At 40.0% G+C, this 24,969-nt stretch carries 19 protein-coding genes; 14 read left to right on the forward strand and 5 right to left on the reverse strand.

The window, feature by feature from the left end; genetic code table 11:
* The first annotated feature begins 125 nt into the window (after positions 1–125).
* The 8 genes from lacA to lacG all read left to right on the forward strand — a co-directional run bounded on the left by lacA (position 126) and on the right by lacG (position 7,745).
* Positions 126–551 carry a galactose-6-phosphate isomerase subunit LacA gene (gene lacA, locus B7721_RS06705; RefSeq protein ID WP_000029277.1) on the forward strand — a complete coding sequence of 142 codons (426 nt, stop codon included), beginning with the start codon at positions 126–128 and terminating at the stop codon, positions 549–551.
* A 148-nt stretch (positions 552–699) separates the two neighbouring features.
* A complete protein-coding gene (lacB, locus tag B7721_RS06710) occupies positions 700–1,215 on the forward strand; it encodes a galactose-6-phosphate isomerase subunit LacB (protein ID WP_001216921.1) in 516 nt (171 codons plus the stop codon).
* Positions 1,216–1,225: 10 nt separating this feature from the next.
* Positions 1,226–2,155 (forward strand): tagatose-6-phosphate kinase, encoded by a 930-nt coding sequence (locus B7721_RS06715; protein ID WP_084878177.1) that lies wholly within the window; start codon positions 1,226–1,228, stop codon positions 2,153–2,155.
* Position 2,156: 1 nt separating this feature from the next.
* Complete coding sequence (gene lacD / locus B7721_RS06720; RefSeq protein WP_084878178.1) at positions 2,157–3,137, forward strand: tagatose-bisphosphate aldolase; 981 nt, start codon at positions 2,157–2,159, stop codon at positions 3,135–3,137.
* 237 nt (positions 3,138–3,374) lie between these two features.
* Positions 3,375–4,211: a PRD domain-containing protein gene (locus B7721_RS06725; RefSeq protein ID WP_084878180.1), complete on the forward strand. Its 837-nt coding sequence runs from the start codon at positions 3,375–3,377 to the stop codon at positions 4,209–4,211.
* A 35-nt stretch (positions 4,212–4,246) separates the two neighbouring features.
* Complete coding sequence (locus B7721_RS06730) at positions 4,247–4,564, forward strand: PTS lactose/cellobiose transporter subunit IIA (protein WP_001078319.1); 318 nt, start codon at positions 4,247–4,249, stop codon at positions 4,562–4,564.
* The gene (locus B7721_RS06735; protein ID WP_084878182.1) at positions 4,564–6,258 is read left to right on the forward strand and encodes a lactose-specific PTS transporter subunit EIIC; all 1,695 of its coding nucleotides are present in this window, start codon (positions 4,564–4,566) and stop codon (positions 6,256–6,258) included. Before B7721_RS06730 ends, B7721_RS06735 begins: the two co-directional genes overlap by 1 nt.
* An 80-nt stretch (positions 6,259–6,338) precedes the next feature.
* Complete coding sequence (gene lacG / locus B7721_RS06740; protein WP_084878184.1) at positions 6,339–7,745, forward strand: 6-phospho-beta-galactosidase; 1,407 nt, start codon at positions 6,339–6,341, stop codon at positions 7,743–7,745.
* 39 nt (positions 7,746–7,784) lie between these two features.
* Here lacG and B7721_RS06745 read toward each other — a convergent pair whose 3' ends face one another.
* From B7721_RS06745 to nrdH, 4 genes are all read right to left on the reverse strand, one after another.
* Positions 7,785–8,552 (reverse strand): DeoR/GlpR family DNA-binding transcription regulator, encoded by a 768-nt coding sequence (locus tag B7721_RS06745; protein ID WP_084878185.1) that lies wholly within the window; start codon positions 8,550–8,552, stop codon positions 7,785–7,787.
* Between the two features lie 139 nt (positions 8,553–8,691).
* Positions 8,692–9,654 carry a class 1b ribonucleoside-diphosphate reductase subunit beta gene (nrdF, locus tag B7721_RS06750; RefSeq protein ID WP_084878187.1) on the reverse strand — a complete coding sequence of 321 codons (963 nt, stop codon included), beginning with the start codon at positions 9,652–9,654 and terminating at the stop codon, positions 8,692–8,694.
* 188 nt (positions 9,655–9,842) lie between these two features.
* On the reverse strand, positions 9,843–12,002 hold the full coding sequence (nrdE, locus tag B7721_RS06755) for a class 1b ribonucleoside-diphosphate reductase subunit alpha (protein WP_084878189.1): 2,160 nt from the start codon (positions 12,000–12,002) through the stop codon (positions 9,843–9,845).
* 80 nt (positions 12,003–12,082) lie between these two features.
* Positions 12,083–12,301, reverse strand: a complete 219-nt coding sequence (gene nrdH / locus B7721_RS06760; RefSeq protein ID WP_084878190.1) for a glutaredoxin-like protein NrdH — start codon at positions 12,299–12,301, stop codon at positions 12,083–12,085.
* Positions 12,302–12,954: 653 nt separating this feature from the next.
* Between nrdH and B7721_RS06765 the strand changes: the two genes are divergently transcribed.
* From B7721_RS06765 to B7721_RS06790, 6 genes are all read left to right on the forward strand, one after another.
* Positions 12,955–14,175 (forward strand): alpha/beta hydrolase family protein, encoded by a 1,221-nt coding sequence (locus B7721_RS06765; protein WP_000661899.1) that lies wholly within the window; start codon positions 12,955–12,957, stop codon positions 14,173–14,175.
* Positions 14,176–14,636: 461 nt separating this feature from the next.
* Complete coding sequence (locus B7721_RS06770) at positions 14,637–14,900, forward strand: phosphocarrier protein HPr (protein WP_000146948.1); 264 nt, start codon at positions 14,637–14,639, stop codon at positions 14,898–14,900.
* 5 nt (positions 14,901–14,905) lie between these two features.
* Positions 14,906–16,639, forward strand: coding sequence for a phosphoenolpyruvate--protein phosphotransferase (gene ptsP, locus B7721_RS06775; RefSeq protein WP_000138129.1), 1,734 nt, complete (start codon positions 14,906–14,908; stop codon positions 16,637–16,639).
* Between the two features lie 246 nt (positions 16,640–16,885).
* The gene (locus B7721_RS06780) at positions 16,886–19,417 is read left to right on the forward strand and encodes a pneumococcal-type histidine triad protein (RefSeq protein WP_084878192.1); all 2,532 of its coding nucleotides are present in this window, start codon (positions 16,886–16,888) and stop codon (positions 19,415–19,417) included.
* A 195-nt stretch (positions 19,418–19,612) separates the two neighbouring features.
* Positions 19,613–20,530, forward strand: a complete 918-nt coding sequence (locus B7721_RS06785) for a metal ABC transporter substrate-binding protein (RefSeq protein ID WP_084878194.1) — start codon at positions 19,613–19,615, stop codon at positions 20,528–20,530.
* A 13-nt stretch (positions 20,531–20,543) separates the two neighbouring features.
* Complete coding sequence (locus B7721_RS06790) at positions 20,544–23,588, forward strand: pneumococcal-type histidine triad protein (RefSeq protein WP_084878196.1); 3,045 nt, start codon at positions 20,544–20,546, stop codon at positions 23,586–23,588.
* A gap of 36 nt (positions 23,589–23,624) precedes the next feature.
* Here the strand turns inward: B7721_RS06790 and pepT are convergent, their stop codons facing one another.
* Positions 23,625–24,848, reverse strand: coding sequence for a peptidase T (pepT, locus tag B7721_RS06795; RefSeq protein ID WP_084878198.1), 1,224 nt, complete (start codon positions 24,846–24,848; stop codon positions 23,625–23,627).
* Between the last annotated feature and the right edge of the window lie 121 nt (positions 24,849–24,969).

Raw genomic sequence — 24,969 nt, forward strand, 5'->3', positions numbered from 1 at the left:
TGGATAAGGTGATACTCATCTCATTCAATCAAATTTGTCAATAAACTGCTAGAAAGTCTTTTGTAGGTAAACTGCTAACTATAAAAGTCTTTACTAGCCTAGAAAAATAAAAAGGAGTAAACAATATGTCTATTGTTATCGGTGCAGATGCTGCAGGTTTGAGATTGAAAGAAGTTGTGAAAGACTTCTTGGAAAAAGAAAACTTCCACGTTGTGGATGTTACAGCTGAAGGTCAAGACTTTGTTGATGTGACTCTTGCTGTTGCTGCAGAAGTAAACAAAGAAGAACAAAACCTTGGTATCGTGATTGATGCTTATGGTGCTGGTCCTTTCATGGTTGCAACAAAAATCAAAGGAATGGTTGCTGCAGAAGTATCTGACGAACGTTCAGCTTATATGACTCGTGGTCACAACAACTCACGTATGATCACTATGGGTGCACAACTTGTTGGTGATGAATTGGCTAAAAACATTGCTAAAGGATTTGTTAACGGTAAATACGATGGTGGTCGTCACCAAATTAGGGTCGATATGTTGAACAAAATGTGCTAATACTCTTCAAAAATCAAGATAATCTGTTGTCAGCTCACTTTAGCTAACCTCAGTTATGCTTGCAGCTCGCTTCCTAAGCTAATCTTGATTTTTATTGAGTAAGGATAAATGATATTAGATTTATATAATTAATCGGAGGGAATAACTAATGAGAATTGCAATTGGATGTGACCACATCGTAACAGATGAAAAAATGGCGGTTTCAGAATTTTTGAAATCAAAAGGATATGAAGTCATCGACTTTGGTACCTATGACCACACACGTACTCACTACCCAATCTTTGGTAAAAAAGTTGGTGAAGCCGTTACAAGCGGTCAAGCTGATCTTGGGGTATGTATCTGTGGTACTGGTGTTGGAATCAACAACGCTGTCAATAAAGTTCCTGGTGTTCGTTCTGCCTTGGTTCGTGATATGACAACAGCTCTTTATGCAAAAGAACAATTGAATGCTAACGTTATCGGTTTTGGTGGTAAAATCACTGGTGAATTGCTCATGTGCGACATCATTGAAGCTTTCATCAATGCTGAATACAAACCATCAGAAGAAAACAAAAAATTGATTGCGAAAATTGAGCACGTTGAAACTCACAATGCTCATCAAGCAGATGCAAACTTCTTTACAGAATTCCTTGAAAAATGGGATCGCGGTGAATACCACGACTAAGAGGTGACGCATGATTTTAACAGTCACGATGAATCCATCCATCGATATTTCCTATCCTTTGGATGAATTAAAAATTGACACTGTCAACCGCGTGGTGGACGTGACCAAGACAGCTGGTGGTAAAGGGCTCAATGTTACACGAGTTCTTTCAGAATTTGGTGATTCTGTTGCTGCTACTGGTTTGGTCGGTGGTAAACTTGGTGAGTTTTTAGTAGAGCATATCGATGATAAAGTAACGAAACGTTTCTTCTCCATTCAAGGAGAGACTCGTAACTGTATCGCTATTCTACACGGTGAAAACCAAACAGAAATTCTTGAGAAAGGGCCTGAAGTTCTAGAACAAGAAGGGCAAGATTTCTTGGCTCATTTCGAAAATCTTCTTGACACTGTGGAAGTAGTAGCCATCTCTGGTAGTCTGCCAGCAGGGCTTCCAGTTGATTACTATGCAAGCTTAGTAGAACTTGCTAATCGTACAGGAAAACCAGTTGTTTTGGATTGCTCAGGTGCTGCCCTTCAGGCGGTTCTTGAATCACCACATAAACCAACAGTAATCAAACCAAATAACGAAGAATTGTCTCAGCTTCTTGGGAAAGAAGTTTCTGAGGATTTGGATGAATTAAAAGAAGTTCTTCAAGAGCCTCTATTTGCAGGGATTGAGTGGATTATCGTTTCACTTGGAGCAAATGGTGCTTTTGCAAAACATGGTGACACTTTCTATAAAGTAGATATTCCAAGAATTCAGGTAGTGAACCCTGTTGGATCTGGTGATTCTACTGTGGCAGGGATTTCATCAGGACTTCTTCATAAGGAATCGGATGTAGAACTCCTCATCAAGGCCAATGTCCTTGGTATGCTCAATGCTCAAGAAAAAATGACAGGTCATGTCAATATGGCTAACTATCAAGGTCTATACGACCAACTAATCGTAAAAGAGGTATAAAATGGTTTTAACAGAAAATAAACGCGCTTGCTTGAAAAAACTCTCAGATGAAAATGGCATTATCTCAGCTCTCGCCTTTGACCAACGTGGCGCTTTGAAACGTCTCATGGCTCAATACCAAACAGAAGAGCCAACAGTCGCTCAAATGGAAGAACTTAAAGTCTTGGTAGCAGATGAATTGACAAAATACGCATCCTCTATGCTTCTTGACCCTGAGTATGGTCTTCCAGCTACAAAAGCGCTTGATGCCAACGCCGGCCTTCTCCTTGCTTATGAGAAAACAGGTTATGACACAACAAGCACCAAACGCTTGCCTGACTGCTTGGATGTTTGGTCTGCCAAACGCATCAAGGAACAAGGTGCAGATGCTGTCAAATTCTTGCTTTATTACGATGTAGACAGCTCTGACGAACTCAACCAAGAAAAACAAGCTTACATCGAACGCATTGGCTCAGAGTGTGTGGCGGAAGACATTCCATTCTTCCTTGAAATCCTCGCTTACGATGAAAAAATCGCTGATGCTGGCTCTGCAGAATACGCCAAAGTAAAACCACACAAGGTTATTGGTGCTATGAAGGTCTTCTCAGACCCACGCTTTAACATCGATGTCTTGAAAGTAGAAGTTCCAGTTAACGTCAAATATGTTGAAGGCTTTGGCGATGGCGAAATCGTTCATACACGCGAAGAAGCGGCAGCCTTCTTCAAAGCACAAGATGAGGCAACTAACTTGCCATACATCTACTTGAGTGCGGGCGTATCAGCTAAACTCTTCCAAGAAACACTTGTCTTTGCCCACGAATCAGGCGCAAACTTCAACGGTGTTCTTTGTGGCCGTGCAACTTGGGCTGGATCAGTTGAAGCCTACATCAAAGACGGTGAAGCAGCAGCTCGTGAATGGCTACGCACAACTGGATTTGAGAACATTGATGAACTCAACAAAGTTCTCCAAACCACAGCGACTTCATGGACTGAACGTGTATAAGTTTTCCCCCCTAATCTTAGGAACATTGATCTAAATAAAAATTTTAAAAAAAGTTGAATGTAAAGGTTTACAAAAAAACTTACTTGTGCTATACTTAAATCACAAGTTAATACAAGGTGAGTGTTACTAAGTAATATTAGGCATGATCACAGGTGAATTAGAAATCAAAGGATTTTCTAGTTCATTTGTGGTCATTTTTTGTACTCATATACCTTTAAGAGATAAAAGGAGGTTGCCATGTATCGAATTCTAAACCCAATGAATCACAATGTTTCACTTGTCAGAAATGACAAAGGAGAAGAGGTGATTGTAATTGGTAAGGGGATTGCATTCGGAAAGAAGAAGGGGGATTTGATTGCTGAAAATCAGGTTGAGAAAATCTTTCGGATGAAGACAGAAGAGTCTAGGGAAAACTTTATGGCTCTGCTCAAAGATGTCCCGCTTGATTTTATCACAGTGACCTATGAGATTATTGATAAGCTTTCTAAGAAATATCACTATCCGATTCAAGAGTATCTCTATGTGACCTTGACAGATCATATTTACTGTTCTTATCAAGCTCTAACACAAGGAAGGTACAAGGATAGTAATCTGCCAGATATTTCCACTAAGTATCCTGTCGCTTTTCAAATCGCAAATGAAGCATTTGAAATTTACCGTCAGAAGCTAGCGGATCATTTTCCTGAGGACGAAATTATTCGGATTGCTTATCATTTCATTAATGCCGAAGGTGAAAATGAAGTGGAACTTGTGGAGTCGATTGATAAGAGGAAAGAAATTCTCAGGAATGTTGAAGAAGTGCTAAAGGGTTATGCAATTCAACGAACTAAAGAGAATAATCATTTCTATGATCGTTTTATGATTCATTTGAATTATTTCTTGGATTATTTAGACAGATCTAGAGATGATAACCAATCACTTCTGGATATGGAAGATCATATTAAACAATCCTATCCAAAAGCGTTCGAGATTGGTTCCAAGATCTATGATGTGATTACGCAACATACGGGTCTTGATTTGTATAAAAGTGAACGAGTTTATCTAGTTCTACATATCCAACGTTTATTGTCATAAAAATTTAATTAAAAATATATAAGGAGAATTCTATCATGAATAGAGAAGAAGTAACATTGTTAGGTTTTGAAATCGTAGCCTATGCTGGCGATGCTCGTTCAAAACTATTGGAAGCCTTGAAGGCTGCTGAAGCTGGCGATTTTGCGAAAGCAGATAGCTTAGTCGAGGAAGCTGGTGGCTGTATCGCCGAGGCTCATCACGCGCAAACAAGTCTATTGACTAAGGAAGCAGCTGGTGAAGATTTGGCCTATAGTGTAACCATGATGCACGGTCAAGACCACTTGATGACTACCATTTTGTTAAAAGATTTGATGCACCATTTAATCGAACTCTACAAGAGAGGAGTTAAGTAATGAACAAACTAATTGCTTTTATCGAGAAAGGGAAACCTTTCTTTGAGAAACTATCTCGTAATATCTATCTTCGTGCTATTCGTGATGGTTTCATCGCTGGTATGCCCGTTATTCTCTTCTCAAGTATCTTTATCTTGATTGCCTTTGTTCCGAACTCATGGGGCTTTAAATGGTCTGATGATGTTGTTAATCTCCTCATGAAACCTTATAGCTATTCAATGGGAATTTTGGCTCTCTTGGTAGCTGGTACAACAGCTAAGTCATTAACCGACTCAGTAAACCGTAGCATGGAGAAAACCAATCAAATCAACTATATGTCAACATTGTTGGCAGCAATTGTTGGTTTGTTGATGTTAGCAGCTGATCCTATGGAAGGTGGCTTTGCGACAGGTTTCCTTGGGACAAAAGGTTTGCTCTCAGCCTTCCTTGCTGCCTTTGTTACTGTAGCCATCTATAAGGTTTGTGTTAAGAACAACGTCACTATTCGTATGCCTGACGAAGTTCCACCAAATATCTCACAAGTCTTTAAAGATGTGATTCCATTCACTCTATCAGTGGTTTCTCTTTATGCTCTTGATTTACTAGCTCGTCATTTTGTTGGTGCAAGCGTAGCTGAATCAATCGGTAAATTCTTTGCACCATTATTCTCTGCTGCTGATGGTTATCTAGGTATTACGATTATCTTTGGTGCCTTTGCCTTCTTCTGGTTTGTTGGTATCCATGGTCCATCTATCGTTGAACCAGCAATCGCAGCGATTACCTATGCAAATGCCGAAGTCAACTTGAACCTTCTCCAACAAGGTATGCACGCTGACAAGATTCTTACTTCTGGTACACAAATGTTTATCGTTACCATGGGTGGTACTGGTGCGACACTGGTTGTTCCATTCATGTTCATGTGGTTGACCAAATCAAAACGTAACCGTGCAATCGGACGTGCATCTGTTGTCCCAACATTCTTTGGAGTAAACGAACCAATCCTGTTTGGTGCACCACTTGTCTTGAACCCAATTTTCTTTATTCCATTTATCTTTGCGCCAATTGCCAACGTATGGATCTTTAAATTCTTCATTGAGACGCTTGGCATGAACTCATTTACTGCCAACCTTCCTTGGACAACACCAGGTCCGCTCGGTATTGTTCTCGGTACAAACTTCCAATTCTTGTCATTTGTACTTGCTGCTTTGTTAATCCTTGTTGACGTAGCCATTTACTATCCATTCCTCAAGGTTTATGATGAACAAATCCTTGAAGAAGAACGTTCTGGTAAAGCTAATGATGAATTGAAAGAAAAAGTAGCTGCAAACTTCAATACTGCCAAAGCAGATGCGATTCTTGAAAAAGCTGGTGTAGAAGCAGCGCAAAACACAATCACAGAAGAAACTAATGTTCTCGTTCTCTGTGCAGGTGGAGGAACAAGTGGTCTCCTTGCAAATGCTCTAAACAAAGCGGCAGCAGAATATAAAGTTCCTGTCAAGGCAGCAGCTGGTGGCTATGGAGCTCACCGTGAAATGTTGCCTGAGTTTGATCTAGTTATCCTTGCTCCTCAAGTTGCTTCAAACTTTGAAGACATGAAGGCCGAAACCGACAAACTTGGTATCAAACTTGCCAAGACAGAAGGTGGCCAATACATTAAATTGACTCGCGATGGAAAAGGTGCTCTTGCATTCGTACAAGCTCAATTTGAACAATAAAATTTTAGAAGTGAGATGGAGAATAAAGCCTCACTAGCCTCCTCTCCATCTTATTTCTTTTTAATTGAAAGGTGAAATACATGTCAAAAACATTACCAAAAGACTTTATTTTCGGTGGCGCAACAGCTGCCTATCAAGCAGAAGGTGCTACACATACTGATGGTAAAGGACCAGTAGCGTGGGATAAATATCTTGAAGATAACTACTGGTACACTGCTGAACCAGCCAGTGATTTCTATCACAAATACCCAGTTGACCTCAAACTTGCAGAAGAGTATGGTGTCAATGGTATCCGTATTTCAATCGCTTGGTCACGTATCTTTCCAACTGGTTACGGGAAAGTCAATGCCAAGGGGGTTGAGTTCTATCATAATCTATTTGCAGAGTGCCACAAACGGCATGTTGAGCCCTTTGTAACTCTTCATCACTTTGATACGCCAGAAGCTCTACATTCAAATGGAGACTTCTTAAACCGTGAAAACATTGAACACTTTGTAGACTACGCGGCTTTCTGTTTTGAAGAATTCCCAGAAGTCAACTATTGGACAACCTTTAATGAAATTGGGCCAATTGGTGATGGTCAATACTTGGTTGGGAAATTCCCTCCAGGTATTCAGTACGACCTTGCCAAAGTCTTCCAATCTCACCACAATATGATGGTGTCGCATGCGCGTGCAGTCAAGCTATATAAGGATAAAGGCTATAAAGGTGAAATTGGTGTGGTTCACGCCCTGCCTACTAAATATCCTCTAGATCCTGAAAATCAAGCAGATGTTCGTGCTGCTGAGCTGGAAGATATCATCCACAATAAATTTATCTTGGATGCAACTTATCTTGGACGATATTCCGAAGAAACCATGGAAGGCGTCAACCATATTCTATCCGTCAATGGTGGAAGCTTAGATCTGCGTGAAGAAGATTTCGCTGTGCTAGAAGCTGCAAAAGACCTGAATGACTTCCTTGGAATTAACTACTACATGAGTGACTGGATGGAAGCCTTTGATGGAGAAACTGAGATCATCCACAATGGAAAAGGTGAAAAAGGAAGTTCTAAATATCAGATTAAGGGAGTTGGACGTCGAGTGGCGCCTGACTATGTCCCACGTACAGATTGGGATTGGATTATCTACCCTCAAGGTTTGTATGACCAAATTATGCGCGTGAAGAAAGATTATCCTAACTACAAGAAGATTTACATCACTGAAAATGGACTTGGTTATAAAGATGAGTTCGTCGATAACACTGTTTACGATGATGGTCGTATTGATTATGTGAAACAACACTTGGAAGTATTATCTGATGCTATTGCTGATGGTGCAAACGTCAAAGGATACTTCATCTGGTCATTGATGGATGTCTTCTCTTGGTCAAACGGCTACGAAAAGCGTTACGGCCTCTTCTATGTTGATTTTGAAACCCAGGAGCGTTATCCTAAGAAATCAGCTCACTGGTACAAGAAACTAGCTGAGACCCAACTTATTGAATAAAATTCAACAAAAATTCCCCGCCAAAAGGCAGGGGAATTTTTATGGTTTTGATAAAAGAATGGTTGTTTGTTCCGACAGCTCTTCAAATGTCTCCTGACTCAGTTTGGAATCTGAAACGATGGTATCAATCTCTGAGATATTGTAGAAAGTGTAAAAATCAAACTTATTAAACTTGCTGTGGTCTGCCAGTAAGTATTTTTTATTGGCATTGTTCAAGGCGATTCGTTGTACCTCGCCCTCTTCTTCACTGAAAGTAGCAATTGCCTTATCTTTAATACCATTACAGCTTACAAAAGCTTTAGAAAACTGAAGATTGGTCAAATCCTGTAAAGTAAGTGTCCCTACAAAAGCACCAGTGATAGAGCGATAATTTCCACCAATCAAGATCAAATCTGTTAGTTTTCGTTCGTTTAGGATTAGAAAAACTGGAAGACTGTTTGTTACAACACGAATATTATCAATTGGGAGCTCACGAGCAAAACATTCTAAGGTTGTTCCTGGCCCGATAAAAATAGTTTCACCTTCGTCAATCAAATGCCCTGCAAAACGGCTAATTTCTTGTTTTTCAGCAATCTGCAAGCCTTGTTTTTCGACGTTTGAGCGTTCGTTGTTTAAGAGAGAACCTGTACGAAGTTTTTCAGCGCCACCGTGCACACGAACCAGCAAATCCTTGTCTGCTAGTTCTTGTAAATAGCGACGAGCTGTCATATCTGACACATCAAGACTCTCCATAATCTCTTTTACAGTAATAGTGCCTTTTGTATTTACTGCTTCTAGAATACTATCTAGTTTTTCTTGCTTTAGCATCCTTATCACCTCGATTTCTACTATTATTATCTTACCATAAAACACTCAATCAATCAAATAGAAAAAAACAAAATAAAACAAAAACAAAAATATCATGGTTGTTTTAAACAAACCATGATATTTTGAATGATTGGTCAAATTAGTCTAAACCGTAGTTGTAATCCTCGTCTTGCATGGCTTCAACTTCACCAAGGAGGTAACCATTTCCGACTTGAGAGAAGAAGTCGTGGTTAGAAGTTCCTGTTGAGATTCCGTTCATAACGATTGGATTGACATCATCAGCTGAATCTGGGAAGAGTGGATCTTGTCCTAGGTTCATAAGGGCCTTATTGGCATTGTAGCGAAGGAAGGTTTTTACTTCCTCAGTCCAGCCAACACCGTCATAGAGGCTTTCTGTATAGCCCTCTTCGTTCTCGTAGAGAGTGTAGAGCAGGTCGTACATCCATTCTTTGAGTTTTTCTTGCTCTTCTTCAGGCAATTCATTGAAACCAAGTTGGAATTTGTAACCAATGTAGGTTCCGTGAACAGATTCATCACGAATGATCAGTTTGATGATTTCTGCAACGTTAGCCAGTTTGTTGTTACCGAGATAGTAAAGCGGTGTAAAGAAACCAGAGTAGAAGAGGAAGGTTTCAAGGAAGACACTGGCAACTTTCTTTTCTAGCGGGCTACCATTGAGGTAGATTTCATTGATAATTTCCGCTTTCCTTTGTAGGTAAGGGTTAGTGTTGGTCCATTCAAAGATTTCTTCGATTTCAGCCTTGGTGTTCAAGGTAGAAAAGATAGAAGAGTAAGATTTTGCGTGGACAGATTCCATAAACTGGATGTTGTTGAAAACAGCTTCCTCATGCGGTGTACGGATGTCCGAGCGAAGTGCTTGAACCCCTGTTTCAGATTGCATGGTATCCAAAAGGGTCAAACCACCAAAGACTTTTCCAACCAAGTCTTTTTCTTTGTTTGATAGTTTTCTCCAGTCGTCTAGGTCATTTGACAAGGGGATACGCGTATCGAGCCAGAATTGCTCCGTTAGCTTTTCCCAAGTGGATTTGTCGATGACATCTTCGATGGCATTCCAGTTAATGGCTTTGTAGTAAGTTTGCATTTGAAATCTCTTTCTGTGTTTAATATTGCGAGCTCACAATTATTTCTATTTTATCATAATTCTAGAGGAGTATCGCACAAAAAGTCGGAAGCCCGACTTTTTGTTATTTCATAATATAGATGCTTATTCCAGTCTAACATGGTGATTGAATCAGTAGTCTGAGAAAATGTGATTGCCTCAGATAAAAATTAAATCACACAACTTTCACATTGGTTAGCACCAACTTCTCCACCGTCGTCTGTAAAGGTACGGACGTAGTAGATAGACTTGATACCCTTGTTAAAGGCATAGTTACGAAGAATAGACAAGTCACGTGTCGTTTGTTTGTTTTCGTTCTTCCATTCGTAAAGACCTTTTGGAATGTCGCTACGCATGAAGAGAGTGAGTGAAAGTCCTTGATCCACGTGCTCAGTCGCAGCAGCATAAACATCAATCACCTTACGCATATCCATGTCATAAGCAGAAGTGTAGTAAGGAATAGTATCTGTTGACAAACCTGCAGCAGGATAGTAGATTTTACCGATTTTCTTCTCTTGACGTTCTTCGATACGTTGCGTAATCGGGTGGATAGATGCAGAAACGTCGTTGATGTAGCTGATAGAACCATTTGGAGCAACAGCTAGACGGTTTTGGTGATAAAGACCATCTTCTTGAACCTTTTCGCGAAGTTCAGCCCAATCAGCAGCGCTTGGAATAAAGACATCTTTAAAAAGTTCTTTAACACGGTCTGATTTTGGAACAAATTCGCCAGTCACATACTTGTCAAAGTAGCTTCCGTTAGCATAGTCTGATTTTTCAAAGTTGTGGAAGGTGATACCACGTTCGCGAGCGATATTGTTTGACTCAACCAAGGTCCAGTAGTTCATAAGCATAAAGTAGATGCTTGTAAATTCAATTGACTCAGGTGATCCATATTCGATGAGTTGTTGAGCAAGGTAGCTATGAAGCCCCATAGCACCAAGACCAAAGGTGTGAGCCAAACTGTTTCCGTGGTCGATAGTAGGGACAGCTACGATGTGTGAACTATCTGTAACGAAAGTAAGGGCACGAACCATAGCGCGGATAGAACGACCAAAGTCAGGTGACGTCATCATGTTGACCACGTTGGTTGATCCAAGGTTACATGAAACGTCCGTTCCCATTTGAAGGAATTCTTGAGCATCGTTGATTAAGCTTGGTTCTTGAACTTGAAGAATCTCAGAACACAAGTTACTCATGATAATCTTTCCATCAACAGGATTTGCACGGTTAGCCGTATCAATGTTGACGACATAAGGGTAACCAGATTCTTGTTGCAATTTAGAGATTTCAGTTTCCAAATCACGCGCCTTGATTTTTGTCTTGCGGATATTTGGATTTGCGACCAATTCATCGTATTTTTCAGTGATGTCGATGTAGTTGAACGGTACACCATACTCAAGCTCTACAGAGTATGGGCTGAAGAGGTACATTTCTTCATTTTTACGAGCCAATTCGTAGAACTTATCGGGTACTACAACACCAAGTGAGAGGGTCTTAACACGAACCTTTTCATCGGCATTTTCTTTCTTAGTTGAAAGGAAAGCGATGATATCTGGGTGAAAGACATTGAGGTAGACAACCCCAGCACCTTGACGCTGACCCAATTGGTTAGAGTAAGAGAAACTGTCTTCGAAGAGTTTCATAACTGGTACGACACCAGAAGCAGCACCTTCATAACCTTTGATAGGAGCTCCGGCTTCACGAAGGTTGCTTAGAGTAATACCTACACCACCACCGATACGAGAAAGTTGAAGGGCAGAGTTGATGGAACGTCCGATAGAGTTCATGTCATCAGTTACTTGAATCAAGAAGCAAGATACCAACTCCCCACGACGAGCACGACCTGCATTCAAAAAGGAAGGAGTAGCTGGTTGGTAACGTTGGTGGATGATTTCATTGGCAATATCAGTCGCAATCGCTTCATCCCCGTCAGCAAAATAAAGTGCGTTAAAGAAGACACGGTCTTCCATACTTTCAAGATAATATTCACCGTCATTAGTCTTCAAGGCATATTGATTGTAAAACTTGTAGGCAGCCATGAATGACTTGAATTGGAAGTTTTGGTCTTTGATAAATTGATGCAATTCTTCCAAAAACTCTGGACGGTATTTCTTAAGAAATGCAGTTTCAATGTAGTTGTGTTCAATGAGATAGTTGATTTTATCAGTGATTGAATCAAAAACCATGGTATTTGGAACTACATTTTCTTTAAAGAAGGCATCCAAGGCTTCCTTATCTTTATGAAGCATGATTTGTCCATTGACAGGACGGTTGATTTCGTTATTGAGACGGAAGTAGGTCACGTCCTCAAGATGTTTTAATCCCATAAAATTTCCTTTATCTAATTACAAAAGAAAGGCCTCTAAGTTAGCCCTAGAAGCAATCTCTTCTGGATGATGTACTAAGATTATGCTAATTGTTTCAGTTTTCCTGGTTGGAAGCCTGAAAAGACTTCAGTTGGTGTTTGGATAACAGGAGCAGCGCTGAAACCGAGCTCTTTAACTTGATCGATGTACTCTGGTTGCTCGTCGAGATTGATCTCACGATAAACGACATTGTTGCTGTCCAAGAAACGCTTGGTCATCTTACATTGGACACAGTTGTTTTTAGAATAAACGGTTACCATTTTCGTAACTCCTCATAAAATTTGATTACTTTCTTAGTATATCAGAAAAAAATTTTTTGTCAAACTTTTTAAACTAAATCTTGTGCTAAAAAGTTACAGTTTTAAAAACAAAGCACAAGATATAGTGTTTTGTCAGAGTGTAAAATTGGGTTTTCATTGAACTATCAAAGTTTATCAAAACAAAAAAACTATATACTGTATATTGGTAAGATAAATAGAAGATTTTCAGCAAGTTATCTGAAAGGAAAACGAAGAAAATAGCAAAAATCGTAAGAACAGGAATAAGTCTAGCTGAGACAATGCTTTAATAAAACAGAAACTGTGATATTTACGAAAAAAAGAAATTTTCCACACAAGATGTCCCAATATTTTGTATTAGAATATCTAAAATATAACAAAAGTGGAAATGACAGATTATGCTGTATTCATAAAAATGGATCATTGGTTAATTTTATATAGGATACTTATGAGTTTCGTATCCTTTTATAAGGAGTATATAAATACAATGGTTGAGAAAGTTCATTTTATGTGATATACTACATGTGATTATAAGATTAAAAAATGGATATCTGGATGCTTTTGCTTGATAGAGAATGTTATCAGATTATAATTAGATTAAATGAATGAAAGAACACAGAATTAGGAGGCGCGTGGTGAAAGAAAATGATGTTATTTTAAAACGGCAATCAACTCAAATATTTTTTAAGAATGGTGATACGGATTTTTTCTTTAATTGGTTGTTAGGAATCGGTGAAATTTTTGGTTTCTCTCATGGAGAGCTTTATTATCTTGCTCAAAGATTGGGGAACTCACCAAAGCCTGATGACTGGAAAAATGTATTTTTATCGCATGTAAACTACCTTGAACAAGAAGCAAGTAATTCAGGATTGAGTGAACAAACAAAGGCGCAGTATTATCTTGCACAGACCTACTCACTTCGCTCGGCAATCCAATTTACCGATCCATTTTCTGAAGAGTATTTACCGACCGTTCGTCAAATGGAGAAGGTGTTTTCTAGTGCAATTCATTCACTAGGTGCACCGATTGAAAAATTAACTATTCCCTATCAGGGTTCTTACTTGCCTGGTTATTATCTTCATAGCGACGATAATTGCCCAACGATAATCATGATTGGTGGAGGTGATACTTATCGCGAAGATTTATTTTACTTTGCAGGATATCCTGGATGGATACGAAATTATAATGTTTTAATGGTTGATCTTCCTGGTCAAGGGAGCAATCCTAGTAGAGGGCTGGTCTTTGATGTGGATGCTTCTATTCCAATTTCATTATGCATAGACTGGTTGGAAAATAGAAATCCTAAACTAAATTATTTAGCTATTTATGGTGTCAGCGGAGGGGGATATTTTACTGCACAAGCTGTCGAAAAGGATCCAAGAATTCATGCTTGGATTGCTAGTACCCCTATTTACGACGTTGCAGAACTTTTCAGAAAAGAATTTGGATCAAGTTTGAAAGCACCTAGTTGGTTAATAAATGCCATTTTAAAATTAGCTGGAAATTGGAATGAATCAGCAAATTTAAATCTTAAAAAGTATGCATGGCAGTTTGGTACTTCTGATTTTAAGAGTGCTATTGATGATGTATTTAACCATGCAAAGATTGTGGATTACCAAAAAATTCAATGCCCATGCCTTTTTATCATGGGAAAGGGTGAGGGTGCTGAACTGCAGCATCAAACTAAGGTGATTTATGAAGAACTTAAATCTAAAAATCAACAAACTAAACTTCAAGTATTTGAGGCGGAAAGTGGTGCGGACGCTCATTGCCAAGTCAATAATCTAAGACTCGCCCATAATGTCGTTTTTGATTGGTTGGATACTTTATTTGAATGGAATCAATCAAAGTTTTAGTTCTACTTATACCACTTAGATATATCAACCTTTTTACTGTTAGGGGCTACAAACTTATTTTACTTTAAGTAGCAAATTGGATAAATTCTCTACTGTTGATGGTAAGAGTAGGTTTTAGAATTTCAGGATTTGATGAAGTCTTTTCAAATAATGGATTTACTGAGTTATATTAATTATAGTTAAATAGTATTATTTCATTATTTACTAGGATTGTCCTCTGATTGGTATTAAGGGAAAATAGCTTTGAAAATTGAATTTTGATGATGACATTCTTTGAACAATTAGTGTTTAGATATGCTATTTAGTTACTAGAGTGCTCATTTAATAGAAAAAGAAGTAATTTCATTTTCAGTAAAAGTCCATAAAATACTTGAAAAATTATCTAGAAGGTGATATAATACAGTCTTGTAAGGGTTATCACATATAACTCAAAAAAGAAATAACTAAAGGAGAGTCAAACTATGGCTTCTAAAGATTTCCACGTAGTGGCAGAAACAGGTATTCACGCGCGTCCAGCAACATTGTTGGTTCAAACAGCTAGCAAATTTGCTTCAGATATCACTCTTGAATACAAAGGTAAATCAGTAAATCTTAAATCTATCATGGGTGTTATGAGTCTTGGTGTTGGCCAAGGTGCTGACGTTACAATTTCAGCTGAAGGTGCAGATGCTGACGACGCAATCGCTGCTATCACTGAAACTATGGAAAAAGAAGGATTGGCATAAGGAAAATGACAGAAATGCTTAAAGGAATCGCAGCATCTGATGGTGTTGCAGTTGCAAAAGCATATCTACTCGTTCAACCGGATTTGTCATTTGAGACTATTACAGTCGAAGATACAAACGCAGAAGAAGCTCGCCTTGATGCCGCTCTACAAGCATCACAAGACGAGCTTTCTGTTATTCGCGAGAAAGCAGTAGGTACGCTCGGTGAAGAAGCAGCTCAAGTTTTTGACGCTCACTTAATGGTGCTTGCTGATCCTGAAATGATCAGCCAAATTAAAGAAACTATCCGTGCGAAGAAAGTGAATGCAGAAGCAGGTCTGAAAGAAGTAACAGACATGTTTATCACTATCTTTGAAGGAATGGAAGACAACCCATACATGCAAGAACGCGCAGCGGATATCCGCGACGTGACAAAACGTGTATTGGCAAACCTCCTTGGTAAAAAATTGCCAAACCCAGCTTCTATCAATGAAGAAGTAATCGTGATTGCGCATGACTTGACTCCTTCAGATACAGCTCAGTTGGACAAAAACTTTGTAAAAGCTTTTGTAACCAACATTGGTGGACGTACAAGCCACTCAGCTATCATGGCGCGTACGCTTGAAATTGCAGCAGTATTGGGTACAAACAACATCACTGAAATCGTTAAAGACGGTGACATTCTTGCCGTTAACGGTATCACTGGTGAGGTTATTATCAACCCAACTGATGAGCAAGCGGCTGAATTCAAGGCTGCTGGTGAAGCTTATGCGAAGCAAAAAGCTGAATGGGCTCTCTTGAAAGATGCTAAAACAGTAACTGCTGATGGCAAACACTTTGAATTGGCTGCCAACATCGGTACTCCAAAAGACGTTGAAGGTGTCAATGACAACGGTGCTGAAGCTGTTGGTCTTTACCGTACAGAGTTCTTGTACATGGATTCTCAAGACTTCCCAACAGAAGACGAGCAGTACGAAGCTTACAAGGCTGTACTTGAAGGAATGAACGGTAAACCTGTTGTCGTTCGTACAATGGATATCGGTGGAGATAAGGAGCTTCCTTACTTCGATATGCCTCACGAAATGAACCCATTCCTTGGATTCCGTGCCCTTCGTATCTCTATTTCTGAGACTGGAGATGCTATGTTCCGCACACAAATCCGTGCCCTTCTTCGTGCGTCTGTTCACGGTCAATTGCGTATCATGTTCCCAATGGTTGCGCTCTTGAAAGAATTCCGTGCAGCGAAAGCAGTCTTTGACGAAGAAAAAGCAAACCTTCTTGCTGAAGGTGTTGCAGTTGCGGATAATATTCAAGTTGGTATCATGATCGAAATCCCAGCAGCAGCAATGCTTGCAGACCAATTTGCTAAAGAAGTTGACTTCTTCTCAATTGGTACAAACGACTTGATCCAATACACAATGGCAGCAGACCGTATGAACGAACAAGTTTCATACCTTTATCAACCATACAACCCATCAATCCTTCGTTTGATCAACAACGTTATCAAAGCAGCTCACGCTGAAGGTAAATGGGCAGGTATGTGTGGTGAGATGGCTGGTGACCAACAAGCTGTTCCACTTCTTGTAGGAATGGGCTTGGATGAGTTCTCTATGTCAGCAACATCAGTACTTCGTACACGTAGCTTGATGAAGAAACTCGATACAGCTAAGATGGAAGAGTACGCAAACCGTGCCCTTACAGAATGCTCAACAATGGAAGAAGTTCTTGAACTTCAAAAAGAATACGTTAATTTTGATTAATCGAAAAGTCCTTGCAACTCGGTTGCAGGGACTTTTTTAAAGAATTTTCAAGAAAATCTTTTTTATATAAAGTACATTCTAGAGAAAGTAGCGGTGAAGAATAAAAAAATACTTAACTGGTTCATAAAATTCTTGACAAGTTGAAAATTTAGGAGTAAACTATTAACCAGTTAAGTAATAGAGAGGAGTTTCTGCAATTTAGAAATGAATTGCAAATAGAAATATCAAAAAAGAAAGTGAGTTTCAATGAAAATTAATAAAAAATACCTTGCTGGTTCTGCGGCAGCCTTGATTTTAAGTGTCTGTTCTTATGAATTGGGACTGTATCAAGCTAGAACGGTCAAGGAAAATAACCGTGTTTCCTATATAGATGGAAAACAGGCTGCGCAAAAAACAGAGAATCTGACTCCTGATGAGGTCAGCAAAAAAGAAGGCATCAATGCGGAGCAAATCGTCATCAAGATAACAGACCAGGGCTATGTCACTTCGCATGGCGACCACTATCATTATTACAATGGGAAGGTCCCTTATGATGCTATCATCAGTGAAGAGTTGCTGATGAAGGATCCAAACTACCAGCTCAAGGATGAGGATATTGTCAGTGAAATCAAGGGCGGTTATGTGATCAAGGTAGATGGAAAATACTATGTTTACCTTAAGGACGCATCCCATGCGGATAATGTCCGTACAAAAGAAGAAATCAATCGACAAAAACAAGAACATAGTCAGCATCGTGAAGGAGGGACTTCAGCAAATGATGGCGCGGTAGCCTTGGCACGTTCACAGGGACGCTACACCACGGATGATGGATATATCTTTAATGCATCCGATATCATTGAAGATACAGGTGATGCCTATATCGTTCCTCATGGCAATCATTACCATTACATTCCTAAGAGTGAGTTATCAGCCAGCGAATTGGCTGCTGCAGAAGCCTTTCTATCTGGTAGAAGTGGCCAATCAAATACGCCTACTTATCGCCGTACCAATAACAACAGTGCTAGCAGCGATGTAGATAGATGGACTCCATCCTATAATAATCAAGGCAACAGCTATACGAACACAGCTAACAACAGTAGCGACGATAACCAAGCAAGTCAGAGTGATGAGGATATTGATAGCCTTCTGAAACAACTTTACGCCTTGCCGCTCAGCCAACGACACGTAGAACCTGATGGCCTTGTCTTAGACCCAGCACAGATTACAAGTCGAACAGCTAGAGGAGTTGCTGTGCCTCATGGGAACCATTACCATTTCATCCCTTATTCACAAATGTCTGAATTGGAAGAACGAATCGCTCGCATCATCCCACTTCGCTATCGTTCGAACCATTGGGTGCCGGATTCAAGACCAGAACAACCAAGTCCACAACCGACTCCGGAACCTAGTCCAAGCCCGCAACCTGCACCAACTCCTCAACCATCTCCAAGCAATCCAATTGACGAAAAATTGGTTAAACAGGCGATTCGAAAAGTAGCTGATGGTTATGTATTTGAGGAGAATGGAATCTCACGTTATATTCCTGCCAAGGAACTTTCAGCAGAAACAACAGCAGCCATTGATAGTAAACTAGCCAAGCAAGAAAGTTTAGCTCATAAGCTCGGAGCTAAGAAAACCAATCTCCCATCTGGTGATCGAGGATTTTACAATAAGGCTTATGATTTACTAGCAAGAGTTCATCAAGACTTACTTGATAATAAAGGTCGTAAAGTTGATTTTGACGCTTTGGATAAACTGTTGGAACGTTTAAATGATGAAAGCAGTGATAAAGTTAAGTTGGTCGAAGATATACTTGCATTTCTAGCACCGATTCGTCATCCAGAACGTCTAGGAAAACCAAATGCGCAAATTGCCTACACTGATGGTGAGATTCAGGTAGCCAAGTTGGCAGGCAAGTATACAACAGAAGATGGCTATATCTTTGATCCTCGTGATATCACCAGTGATGAGGGGGATGCCTATGTAACTCCACATATGACCCATAGCCATTGGATTAAAAAAGATAGTTTGTCTGAAGTCGAAAGAGCGGCAGCCCAGGCTTATGCTAAAGAGAAAGGTTTGACTCCTCCTTCAACAGACCATCAGAATCCAGGAAATACGCAGGCTAAAGGAGCAGAAGCTATCTACAACCGCGTGAAAGCAGCTAAGAACGTGCCGCTTGATCGTATGCCTTACAATCTCCAACATACCGTGGAAGTTAAAAATGGTAGTTTAATCATTCCTCATTATGATCATTACCATAACATCAAATTTGAGTGGTTTGACGAAGGACTTTATGAGGCACCTAAGGGGTATAGTCTAGAAGATCTCTTTGCGACTGTCAAGTACTATGTCGAACATCCAAACGAACGTCCGCATTCAGATAGTGGTTGGGGAAATGCAAGTGACCATGTTCAAAGAAACCAAAATGGTCAAGCTGATACCAATCAAACGGAAAAACCATCAGAGGAGAAACCTCGGACAGACAAACCTGAGGAAGAAAAGCCACGCGAAGAGAAGCCTCAAAGTGAGAAACCAGAATCTCCAAAACCAACTGAGGAGCCGGAAGAAGAATCACCAGAGGAACCAGAAGAACCTCAGGTCGAGACTGAAAAGGTTGAAGCGAAGTTGAGAGAGGCTGAAGAGCTACTTGCAAAGATCCAAGACCCCATTATCAAGTCCAATGCCAAAGAAACTCTCACTGGCTTAAAAAATAACTTGCTATTTGGCGCCCAAGACAACAATACTATTATGGCAGAAGTTCAAAAGCTGTTGGCATTGCTAAAGGAGAGTAACTAAACCTACCCCAATTTTCTAACTCCTAAAAACAGGATAGGAGAACTAGAAAAGTTAAAATCGAAAATGAGAGCAGAATGTGAGTTCTAGTTCTCATTTTTTTCATGAAAATGTGCAAAATATCTTGACATATAGTGTAAATAAAGATAAACTATTTACTAGTTAATTAAATGGTTAAATACTAGTTAAGGAGTAATGATGAAAAAAAGAGCATTTCTATTATTAGTGGCAAGTCTGCTGGTTCTTGTCTTAGGAGCATGTAGCCAAAAAGAAAAACAAGAAGCAAAAGGAATGAAGATTGTAACAAGTTTTTACCCAATCTATGCCATGGTAAAAGAGGTATCAGGGGACTTGAATGATGTTCGGATGATTCAGTCAAGTAGTGGGATTCACTCCTTTGAACCGTCAGCAAATGACATTGCTGCTATTTATGACGCGGATGTCTTTGTCTACCATTCTCATACGCTCGAATCTTGGGCCGGAAGTCTAGATCCTAACTTGAAAAACTCAAAAGTTAAGGTTTTAGAAGCTTCTGAAGGAATGACGTTGGAGCGTGTACCAGGTTTGGAAGATGTTGAAGCTGGTGACGGCATCGATGAAAAAACACTCTACGACCCTCACACTTGGTTAGATCCAGAAAAAGCAGGTGAAGAGGCACAGATTATTGCAGACAAACTTTCGGAACTTGATAGTGCCAATAAGGAAACGTATCAAAAGAATGCTAAAAACTTTATTACTAAAGCCCAAGAATTGACTAAGAAGTACCAGCCTATTTTTGAAAAAGCGAGTCAAAAGACCTTTGTTACACAACACACAGCCTTTTCTTATCTCGCTAAACGATTTGGTTTGAAACAACTTGGTATAGCAGGGATTTCCCCTGAACAAGAGCCAAGTCCGAGACAACTAACAGAAATTCAAGAATTCGTTAAGACCTATAAGGTTAAAACCATCTTTACTGAGAGCAATGCTTCTTCTAAAGTCGCTGAAACCTTGGTCAAATCAACAGGAGTTAGCCTAAAGACTCTCAATCCTTTGGAAGCAGACCCTGAAAATGACAAGAATTACTTAGAAAATCTAGAAGAAAATATGAACGTTCTTGCAGAAGAATTAAAATGAGGAGATGATGAAAATGAAGAAGAAATACCTTGTAGCAGGATCGGCTCTTGTCCTTTCCCTAAGTCTTTGCATCTATGCATTGAACCAACACCAGGTAGAAGGAAACAAAGATAATAACCGTGTGTCTTATGTCGATGGGAAGCAAGATTCTCAAAAAACAGAGACCCAGACACCAGATCAAGTTAGCAAAAAAGAAGATATTCAGGCTGAACAAATTGTCGTGAAAATCACCGATCAAGGTTATGTGACTTCACATGGTGATCATTTCCATTATTACAATGGTAAAGTTCCTTTTGACGCGATTTTCAGCGAAGAACTGTTGATGAAAGATGCCAATTATCAACTGAAAGACGCTGATATTGTCAATGAAATCAAAGGTGGCTACATTATCAAGGTGGATGGCAAGTATTATGTCTACCTTAAAGATGCGGCACATGCTGATAACGTTCGTACGAAGGACGAAATTGAGCGCCAAAAACAAGGTCATACTCATGATGCACCAACTTCTAACAGTGCAGTGACACTTGCGCGATCACAAGGCCGTTATACTACCGACGATGGCTACATCTTTAATCCGTCTGATATTATAGAGGATACTGGAGATGCTTATATTGTCCCTCATGGTGGACATTACCACTATATTCCAAAGAGCTCCTTGTCTGCTAGTGAATTGGCTGCTGCCCAAGCCTACCTTTCTGGAACTAGAAAACAAGCAAGTGTGACTGACTATCGTCCAAGTCAAAATGGAACCAGTCAAACCACTAATCCTAGTCAACAAACTGAAAGACCAAGCAATCCAGAAGAGAGCTTACAAACTCTATTGCAGCAACTCTATGCTCTTCCAAGTAGTCAACGTTATGCTGAATCAGATGGCTTGATTTTTGACCCTGCTAAGATTTCAAGCAGAACACCGAGTGGTGTGGCGATTCCTCACGGAAATCACTATCATTTCATCCCATATACAAAGCTTTCTGCATTGGAAGAAAAGATTGCGCGTATGATTCCTTTAAATAGCGACAGTGGGAAGCCAACACCTTTGGAAAATCCAAGTAAACCAGTAGAGCATCCAGCTCAACAAGATCATCATCATGACCAAGACGGTGACCAAGGAAGTCAAGATACCAACCATGAAGATCATGACCATGATGGAGTGGAGCATGACCACCACGGTGAAGAACATGATCATGGTTTTGCAGCTGACCGTGTTATTAGTGAAGATGAGCAAGGGTTTGTAGTTTCTCATGGAGATCACGCTCATTATTTCTTTAAGAAGGACTTGACTGCAGCTCAAATCAAAGCTGCCCAAGATCACTTGAAAGAAAATCATCAGCCGCAGCACGTTCAACCACTTGCAAAGACTGTGGAAAGTTTCTCAAGAGATGCTAGCGATGAAGAAAAAATCAAGTATATCTCACAGACCTACGGAGTACCGCTTGAAGCGATTCGCATTTCAAATGGATTCTTTGTCTTTGGAAATCCGGATCAAGCCTATGATCCAACCCATATCCATCCCTATGCTGTTCGAAAAGAACATGTTCGTATTCCTCTCCAAACTGGGAACCCAGAACTGGATTTCCTAAATGAACTGTATACGACTGCACTACGTGATGGGGTGTCTCCTTATAGTTTGCAAGTAGAAAATGGTAGTTTTGTGATTCCTCACGGAGACCACAATCACTATATCAAAGTTCAAACTAAGGGCTATGAAGTAGCTTTGAAAAATAAGATTCCGGCCCTACAATCGGCCTATCAACCTGGAGCATTTGATGAACAAACAGTTCTATCTAAGGTGGATCAACTGTTAGCAGATAGCAGAAGTCTCTACAAAGACCAGCCAATCATGCAGAGACGGGTTGAACTTGCTTTGGGGCAATTCACCGAAAATATGAAAAAACTGGCAACAAACTCAACTGCTGGATACCTAGCAGCCTTGGATCTCTTTGATAAACAGTATATCCATGTGGATCAAAGTATGGCACCGGTTGAAACTTCACCTTTAGATAAGAAGTATCAAGCCCTTGTAGATAAGATCAATACATTGGATACAGATACTTATGGCTTGCCTAAGAAAGATCTTTTGGTACATTTGCAGGAAGCAAAACTAGCACAAGATGAGACAGAGTTGGATGCGATTGAAGCGAAACTGCAAGCCTTGCAAGATTTCCGCGATCGTACAGGGGTTACAACAGTAGAGTACATCAAGTATTTCTATGAACATGTATCTGATGGTCGTTTGAGAGAAGAACTTCGAAACCGTGTTGCCAAGCTGACTTGGGAACTTTACCAGTCACAATCTTTCCTCAAAGCAACCGACTTGAACAAGTTATTCCCAACTATTTACCAAACTAAGCTAGAAGTAGAAGAAGCTCTCAAAGAAGAACCCGTTTCTACAAAAGCTGGTAAGACTATTCTAGATACGGAAAAAGTAGATAGTCAAACTGCTAAGACCGCCATCTATGAATTCCTAAAAGAGCTCTACGGTGATTTTATGCCCGAAGAGCGGGTTAGCCATGTTAAGAAGGAAGAAGTGGATGCTCTCCTAACTAAAGCTGCCCAACTTCTAGCACGTGTCAAAGAAGATGGTGTCAAACAATCCCTAGCTGAAGAAGCAGCTAATATCAAAGCGGCTACTGAAAAGGAAAATGCAGACCTTGACGAAGCTAAAACACAACTTGAGGATCTCTTGAATCGTATTGCAGCGACTATCCAACGAGAGAAAAAAGAAGCAGAACAGGATCCACAAACGGTGATCATCTACCAAAAGCTCTATAATGTCTTGCTCTCTCTTCACAAGTACTTAGAGGATAACAAAGGATCTGATGCTGACTTTGAACGTGTTGATGCCCTATTTGATCAACTTGCAGCCAAAAGCAGTGATAAAGAAGGTCTCCTCACTCTAGCTAAAGAAATCATTAGCTTGAACCAGGAACTCCGTTCAAAAGCAAGTGAAACTGATAGCCAATCTAAGTCCGAGAAAGACAGTGAAACAGCTGCTTCTCAACCAACAGAAAAGCAAGCACAAAGTGAGTCTGAGCCAAGTGCTCAACCAAACGAATAAAAAGAAAGACGAAGTAGCTGAGCTACCTCGTCTTTTTTAGTCTTTATAAGCTACAATACCAATGATGGTATCCACCGCACGCTCCATGGTCTGAAGACTCACGTATTCAAAACGTCCATGCATGTTTTCACCACCAGCAAAGATATTAGGAGTTGGGATCCCCATAAAGGAAATCTTAGAGCCATCTGTTCCACCACGAATCGGTTCAATAATTGGCGCGATCCCTAAATCTTCCATAACAGCTTTAGCAATGGTAACGGGTGTCATGTCTTTCTCGATGACTTCCTTCATATTGTAGTACTGGTCAGTCAGAGTCAAGGTCACGCGATCATTCCCAAGCTCTTGATTCATCTTGTCAGCGATGGCTTGCATAGCTACTTTACGCGCTTCAAAAGTATCCTTTTCAAAGTCACGAATGATGTAGCTTGCACGCGCCTCCTCGACACTACCTGTCACATCCATAAGATGATAGAAACCTTGATAACCGTCTGTCAATTCAGGTCGGTCATTCTCTGGAAGTTGATTATGAAAATCAATCGCTAGCTGAAGGGCATTGACCATCTGGCCTTTAGCGGTACCAGGGTGAACATTGCGCCCTTGGAAATGAAGTTCAGCAGCAGCTGCTGAGAAAGTCTCGTACTGCAGTTCCCCTAGTGGTCCACCATCAACAGTGTAGGCAAAGTCAACATCAAAGTCATCTGCATCAAACTTATTAGCACCGACACCAATTTCTTCGTCAGGTCCAAAACCAACTCGAATCTCACAGTGTTTGATTTCAGGATGAGCAGTCAGGTATTCAATAGCAGTCATAATCTCAGCAATACCTGATTTGTCATCGGCGCCCAGTAAGGTTGTGCCGTCAGTTGTGATAAGCGTTTGGCCTGGATATTTCTCAAGGCTTTTGAAATCAGCAGGATCGAGTTTAAAACCAGAATCACCCAAGTCGATAACTCCACCATCGTAATTTTCGATGACTTGCGGATTAACTCCCTCAGCATTAAAGTCAGCTGTGTCCATGTGGGAGATGAAGCCAATCTTGCGTGTCAAGCTAGGATCATTAGCTGGTAAGGTACCAATAGCAAAACCATTTGGAAGGTAGTAGACGTTTTGCAGACCGACACGTTTCATTTCAGGAATAAGAACATTGGTTGCAAAATCTACCTGGCTTTGCGTACTTGGAGTAGTAGTAGAGTGTTCATCAGAACGCGTATTGATCTTAACGTAGGTCAAAAAACGATCTAAAAGGTTCGGATAAGTCATAAAAACTCCTTTAACAATCATAAAATAGAATGCAAACTTCGGAAAATGCCTCATTCTGAAAATTTCATGAATTTTGAAAAAATATAATAATTCAAATTCAATAGACTTTCAAATGAAATCT

The organism is Streptococcus oralis subsp. oralis (genome assembly GCF_002096445.1).
GTDB classification, from domain to species: domain Bacteria; phylum Bacillota; class Bacilli; order Lactobacillales; family Streptococcaceae; genus Streptococcus; species Streptococcus oralis_N.

Coding starts and splice junctions, on each gene's coding strand:
- lacA (WP_000029277.1), top strand. CDS start 126: ATGTCTATTGTTATCGGTGCAGATGCTGCAGGTTTGAGATTGAAAGAA.
- lacB (WP_001216921.1), top strand. CDS start 700: ATGAGAATTGCAATTGGATGTGACCACATCGTAACAGATGAAAAAATG.
- B7721_RS06715 (WP_084878177.1), top strand. CDS start 1,226: ATGATTTTAACAGTCACGATGAATCCATCCATCGATATTTCCTATCCT.
- lacD (WP_084878178.1), top strand. CDS start 2,157: ATGGTTTTAACAGAAAATAAACGCGCTTGCTTGAAAAAACTCTCAGAT.
- B7721_RS06725 (WP_084878180.1), top strand. CDS start 3,375: ATGTATCGAATTCTAAACCCAATGAATCACAATGTTTCACTTGTCAGA.
- B7721_RS06730 (WP_001078319.1), top strand. CDS start 4,247: ATGAATAGAGAAGAAGTAACATTGTTAGGTTTTGAAATCGTAGCCTAT.
- B7721_RS06735 (WP_084878182.1), top strand. CDS start 4,564: ATGAACAAACTAATTGCTTTTATCGAGAAAGGGAAACCTTTCTTTGAG.
- lacG (WP_084878184.1), top strand. CDS start 6,339: ATGTCAAAAACATTACCAAAAGACTTTATTTTCGGTGGCGCAACAGCT.
- B7721_RS06745 (WP_084878185.1), bottom strand. CDS start 8,552: ATGCTAAAGCAAGAAAAACTAGATAGTATTCTAGAAGCAGTAAATACA.
- nrdF (WP_084878187.1), bottom strand. CDS start 9,654: ATGCAAACTTACTACAAAGCCATTAACTGGAATGCCATCGAAGATGTC.
- nrdE (WP_084878189.1), bottom strand. CDS start 12,002: ATGGGATTAAAACATCTTGAGGACGTGACCTACTTCCGTCTCAATAAC.
- nrdH (WP_084878190.1), bottom strand. CDS start 12,301: ATGGTAACCGTTTATTCTAAAAACAACTGTGTCCAATGTAAGATGACC.
- B7721_RS06770 (WP_000146948.1), top strand. CDS start 14,637: ATGGCTTCTAAAGATTTCCACGTAGTGGCAGAAACAGGTATTCACGCG.
- ptsP (WP_000138129.1), top strand. CDS start 14,906: ATGACAGAAATGCTTAAAGGAATCGCAGCATCTGATGGTGTTGCAGTT.
- B7721_RS06780 (WP_084878192.1), top strand. CDS start 16,886: ATGAAAATTAATAAAAAATACCTTGCTGGTTCTGCGGCAGCCTTGATT.
- B7721_RS06785 (WP_084878194.1), top strand. CDS start 19,613: ATGAAAAAAAGAGCATTTCTATTATTAGTGGCAAGTCTGCTGGTTCTT.
- B7721_RS06790 (WP_084878196.1), top strand. CDS start 20,544: ATGAAGAAGAAATACCTTGTAGCAGGATCGGCTCTTGTCCTTTCCCTA.
- pepT (WP_084878198.1), bottom strand. CDS start 24,848: ATGACTTATCCGAACCTTTTAGATCGTTTTTTGACCTACGTTAAGATC.